Source organism: Burkholderia sp. Ac-20392 (genome assembly GCF_017104585.1).
Lineage (GTDB): Bacteria > Pseudomonadota > Gammaproteobacteria > Burkholderiales > Burkholderiaceae > Burkholderia > Burkholderia lata.
The window spans coordinates 1-3968 of sequence record NZ_JAAGPB010000644.1 but is presented as its reverse complement, the minus strand read 5'-3'; the positions used below and the strand labels follow the sequence as shown (position 1 = coordinate 3968).

At 68.6% G+C, this 3968-nt stretch carries 6 protein-coding genes; 2 read left to right on the top strand and 4 right to left on the bottom strand.

The window, feature by feature from the left end; translation table 11 throughout:
- Positions 1 to 323: DJ-1/PfpI family protein (locus G3N99_RS36110; protein ID WP_206124759.1), on the bottom strand; the 323-nt coding region annotated here is incomplete at its 3' end.
- Between the two features lie 117 nt (positions 324 to 440).
- On the opposite strand from G3N99_RS36110, the gene G3N99_RS36105 reads away from it, so the two are divergent.
- Positions 441 to 1124, top strand: a complete 684-nt coding sequence (locus G3N99_RS36105) for a DJ-1/PfpI family protein (RefSeq protein ID WP_206124758.1) — start codon at positions 441 to 443, stop codon at positions 1122 to 1124.
- A 75-nt stretch (positions 1125 to 1199) separates the two neighbouring features.
- Positions 1200 to 1511: a cupin domain-containing protein gene (locus G3N99_RS36100; RefSeq protein ID WP_174985706.1), complete on the top strand. Its 312-nt coding sequence runs from the start codon at positions 1200 to 1202 to the stop codon at positions 1509 to 1511.
- Between the two features lie 58 nt (positions 1512 to 1569).
- On the opposite strand, the gene G3N99_RS36095 is transcribed toward G3N99_RS36100, so the two are convergent.
- From G3N99_RS36095 to G3N99_RS36085, 3 genes are all read right to left on the bottom strand, one after another.
- A complete protein-coding gene (locus tag G3N99_RS36095; protein ID WP_039359956.1) occupies positions 1570 to 1854 on the bottom strand; it encodes a PAAR domain-containing protein in 285 nt (94 codons plus the stop codon).
- A 117-nt stretch (positions 1855 to 1971) separates the two neighbouring features.
- The gene (locus G3N99_RS36090) at positions 1972 to 3174 is read right to left on the bottom strand and encodes a porin (protein ID WP_206124757.1); all 1203 of its coding nucleotides are present in this window, start codon (positions 3172 to 3174) and stop codon (positions 1972 to 1974) included.
- 116 nt (positions 3175 to 3290) lie between these two features.
- The coding region (locus G3N99_RS36085; RefSeq protein ID WP_241012027.1) for an amidase family protein at positions 3291 to 3968 on the bottom strand (678 nt) is incomplete at its 5' end.

The following is a 3968-nucleotide window of genomic DNA, read 5'->3' as shown; positions in this document are numbered from 1 at the left end:
CGCGTGCGCGCCGCCTGCTGCTGCACCCAGCGCACCAGCCGCGCATCCCTGGATGCCGCATGCACGCCCTTGCCGCCGGCGACGATCAGCGTATCGGGATGGCGCGCAGCCGAGCGCAGCGATTCGGCCATCACGACCAGGCCCGACGATGTCTCGACGGGCCCCGCCTCAGCCGCGATGACGCGCGGCGCATACGGCGCCGGCTGGCCGCGCTCCAGCGCCAGCTCGTTGACGGACGCAAACACCTGCAGCGGCCCCGACACGTCGAGCAGCTGGGCACGAGGGAACGCGAGAACCAGGATCGAACGCGCGGCGGCAGTCATGGCGATTGGCTGAAAACGTGGGTGATATGGCAATTTCGCCAAACACTACGCGCCTAGAATCGATCTGTCCATCCCGTGCCGGCAACGGTACGTTCCCCTTCCAAGCGGAGTTTTCGCATGTCCCTGCATATCGGCTTTCTCGTGTTTCCGGGCGTCCAGCAACTCGACCTCACCGGCCCGCACGACGTGCTCGCATCGCTGCCCGACGCAACCGTTCATCTGGTCTGGAAATCGCGCGACACCGTCGCGTCGAGCAGCGAGCTGGCGCTCGCGCCGACCTGCACGTTCGACGACTGTCCGCCGCTCGACGTGATCTGCATCCCGGGCGGGATCGGGATCAACGCGCTGCTGCTCGATGCCGAAACGATTGCGTTCGTGCAGCAGCGCGCGGCAACCGCGCGCTACGTGACGTCGGTCTGCACGGGTGCGCTGCTGCTCGGCGTGGCCGGCCTGCTGCGCGGGCGGCGCGCGACGACGCACTGGGCCTTCCACTCGCTGCTCGAACCGCTCGGCGCGGTGCCGGTGCGCGAGCGCGTGGTGCGCGACGGCAACCTGATCACGGGCGGCGGCGTCACGGCCGGCATCGACTTCGCACTGACGATCGCCGCGGAGCTGGCCGGCGAAGAAGAAGCGCAGGCGATCCAGCTGCAACTCGAATACGCGCCCGCGCCGCCGTTCGACGCCGGTTCGCCCGACACCGCGCCGGCGGCGGTCGTGGAGCGCGTCACCGAACGGTCGGCGGCCGGCTTCGCGAAGCGCAAGGCGACAATCGAACAGGCGCTGCGTGCGATGTCGCGCTGAATGCGGGCATCGGGAAATTCACTTGAACAGTCGAAGACTGGAAGACGACGCGCATTCACGCCGGAGAACCCATCGATGAAGATCATCCGCAGCGCAGCATTCACCGCGGACCGCGCGTGGGGCGCGCTCGACATCGCGAACCTGAACGGCATCACGGTCCGCCTGCACTGGACCGACCAGCCGTATCGGTGGCACGTGAACGACGGGGAGGAAGTGTTCGCGGTGCTCGACGGCCGCGTCGAGATGCGTTATCGCGAAGCAGGCGTCGAGCACGCGACAGTGCTCGAAACGGGTGACGTGTTCCACGCGTCGACCGGCACCGAGCACGTCGCGCATCCGCTCGGGGAAGCACGCATCCTCGTGATCGAAACCGAAGGCAGCGTCTGACGGCCGGCGGCCGGGTGTCGATGCCGCGCGGGTGGCAAGCGCCGCCGCGCGGCGGGTTTCATCCGGTGATCGTCCCGGTGGCCTGCGACGCGATCAGCTTCGGCTGCGGCGTGCACAGGCACTGGCACAGGTCGTGTTCGAGCGCGACGACCTTGCCCATCACGGTCATCGTCCGCTCGCCGCCGTCGGACACGATCACGCCCGGCGACTTGCAGGCGGCGCAGAACACCGCTGCGCCGAGATAGGCGAGTTCGCGTCCGTCGAACGACGAATTGGCGATCCCTTCGAGCACGACGCCGCCGTGGTCGGTCGTGTCGCCCTTCAGAATGAATTTGCGGCTCATGGTGTCGGTTCTTCCCTCGGAAATGCCGTGCAACGCGGCAGCGCGCAGGCAGTCGGAATCTGCCCGTCGTTCGCGGGCGTCCCGCGAGCATATCACCACGCGCCGCGGCCACCTCCGTCAGAACTTGTGCCGCAGGCCCACGCGCGCCTGGAACTGCCGGTCGTTCGCCGATGCGCCGGGCCCGTTGATCGCGGCGACCGCCGCGCGGCCGGTCGAGTCGGTACCCGACGCACGCTGGTAGACGGCGGTCAGGTACACGTCGGTGCGCTTCGACAGGAAGTAATCGAGCCCCGCCGCGACCTGGTGATACGTCGCGCCGTCGCGGCCGTTCACGCCGCCACCGCGCGTGTAGTCGTACGCGACGCCGCCGAACAGGTAGGGTGTGAACTGATAGCGTACGCTGGCCTCGACGTTGTTGAACACCGCGTTGCCGGACACGCCGCCCGGATTCGGCCCGGACGACAGGTCGCCGAGCTGGCGGAACGACGTGTTCGTATACATCGCGCCGAGCGTGACCGCACCGATCGCATAGGTGCCGCCCGCCGCCGCGACCTGCAGCGTGCGCGCCGATGCATAGCCCGAATACACGGGCGACAGCATGTTGTTGCCGGGCACGCCGCCCGTGACCGGTGCCGGGCTGCCGGTCGTGCCGAAAAACGACACGTTCGGGTTGCGCGCATTCAGGTAGCCGGCCGCCACCACGAGCGGCCCGCGCGTGTAGCCGGCCGTCATCGACCACACCTGGTTGCGCGTCGCCGCGCCCGCGACGCCGCCCACGCCATACATCGCCGCGAAGCGGAACCCGCCGTAGTCGTTGCTCGTGAACTTGATCGCGTTGTTGGTCGAGTTCGCGTTGTTCACGTTGTCGAGGTCGCCGGGGTGCGCAACCATGTAGCCGCCGAACAGCGCGGCGGCCTCGAGCGGCCCGAGGAAGTCGACGTTGGTGTCGTACTGCCGCCCGAGCGTGACGGTGCCGAACGGCCCCGCCAGCCCGACGAACGCCTTCTTGCCGAAGATGAGCCCACCCTGCCCGAGCTTGCCCGTGCTCGGGTCGAAGCCGTTCTCCAGCGTGAAGATCGCCGTCATCCCGCCGCCGAGATCCTCGACGCCGCGCAGCCCCCAGCGGCTCGCCTGCTGCACGCCGCCCAGCATCCGCCACGCGGGCTTGCCGCTCACCGTGCCGTTCGGGCCGGCCACCGCGAGGTTGCTCGTGTAGGTCAGCCCCTCATCGATAATGCCGTACAGCGTCACGCTGCTCTGTGCGTGCGCCGCACCCGCGATCAGCGCGACACCCGCGCCTGCCAACAGCCGTTGTTTCATCGGAAGGTCTCCATTGCGCGGGTCGAATGGCAAAACGCAGGCGTGCGCGTCCCCCGCAGGCGCGCGGCCTGCTCCGGTGCAAACCGGAACGGTTGGATGTGAGGCGGAAAAGACGGTCAGCGCATCGCGTCGGCGACAACGGCCGGCGGTGTCCAGCGGCGGCCCGACGCGACTTCGTACGCGTGACCGAACTGCAGCACGCTCCAGTCGTCGCGGTAGCGGCCGACGATCTGCATGCCGATCGGCAGACCGGTTGCGCCGAAACCGCACGGCACCGACAGGATCGGCGCCTCGGTCGACGACAGGTACCAGCACACGCGCATCCAGTCGATATACGACGTGCTGGCGGCACCCGGCACATGCGCGGGCAAGCGCAGGTCGACATCGAACGGCATCACCTGCGTGGACGGCAGCACGTAGAACGTGTAGCGCTGCATGAACGTGCGCATCCGCTCGAACAGGCGCGTCTTGCGCACGAACATGCGGCCGAGATCGGCGGCCGTCAGCGAGCAATGCAGCCGGTATTCGTCGTGAATCTCGGGCTTCAGCACCGCGCGCTGCGCATCGTCCAGCCCGTCGACCAGCGTGCCGATCATCCATGCGCGCTCGATGCGGAACACGTCCTCGGCATCCGACAGATCGGGATCGTCGAATTCGACTTCGCAGCCCAGCGCCGCGAACACGCGCGCCTGCGCATCGACCGCACGCCCGATCTCCGGATCGACCGGCACGCCGGGCAGGCCGCGTGACATCGCGATGCGCGTGCCGCGGAAGTCGCGTTCGAGCGGCTGCGA

What these genes read in the sequence shown, in the direction of transcription:
- G3N99_RS36105 (WP_206124758.1), top strand. Translation starts at nt 441, where the DNA reads ATGTCCCTGCATATCGGCTTTCTCGTGTTTCCGGGCGTCCAGCAACTC.
- G3N99_RS36095 (WP_039359956.1), bottom strand. Translation starts at nt 1,854, where the DNA reads ATGAGCCGCAAATTCATTCTGAAGGGCGACACGACCGACCACGGCGGC.
- G3N99_RS36100 (WP_174985706.1), top strand. Translation starts at nt 1,200, where the DNA reads ATGAAGATCATCCGCAGCGCAGCATTCACCGCGGACCGCGCGTGGGGC.
- G3N99_RS36090 (WP_206124757.1), bottom strand. Translation starts at nt 3,174, where the DNA reads ATGAAACAACGGCTGTTGGCAGGCGCGGGTGTCGCGCTGATCGCGGGT.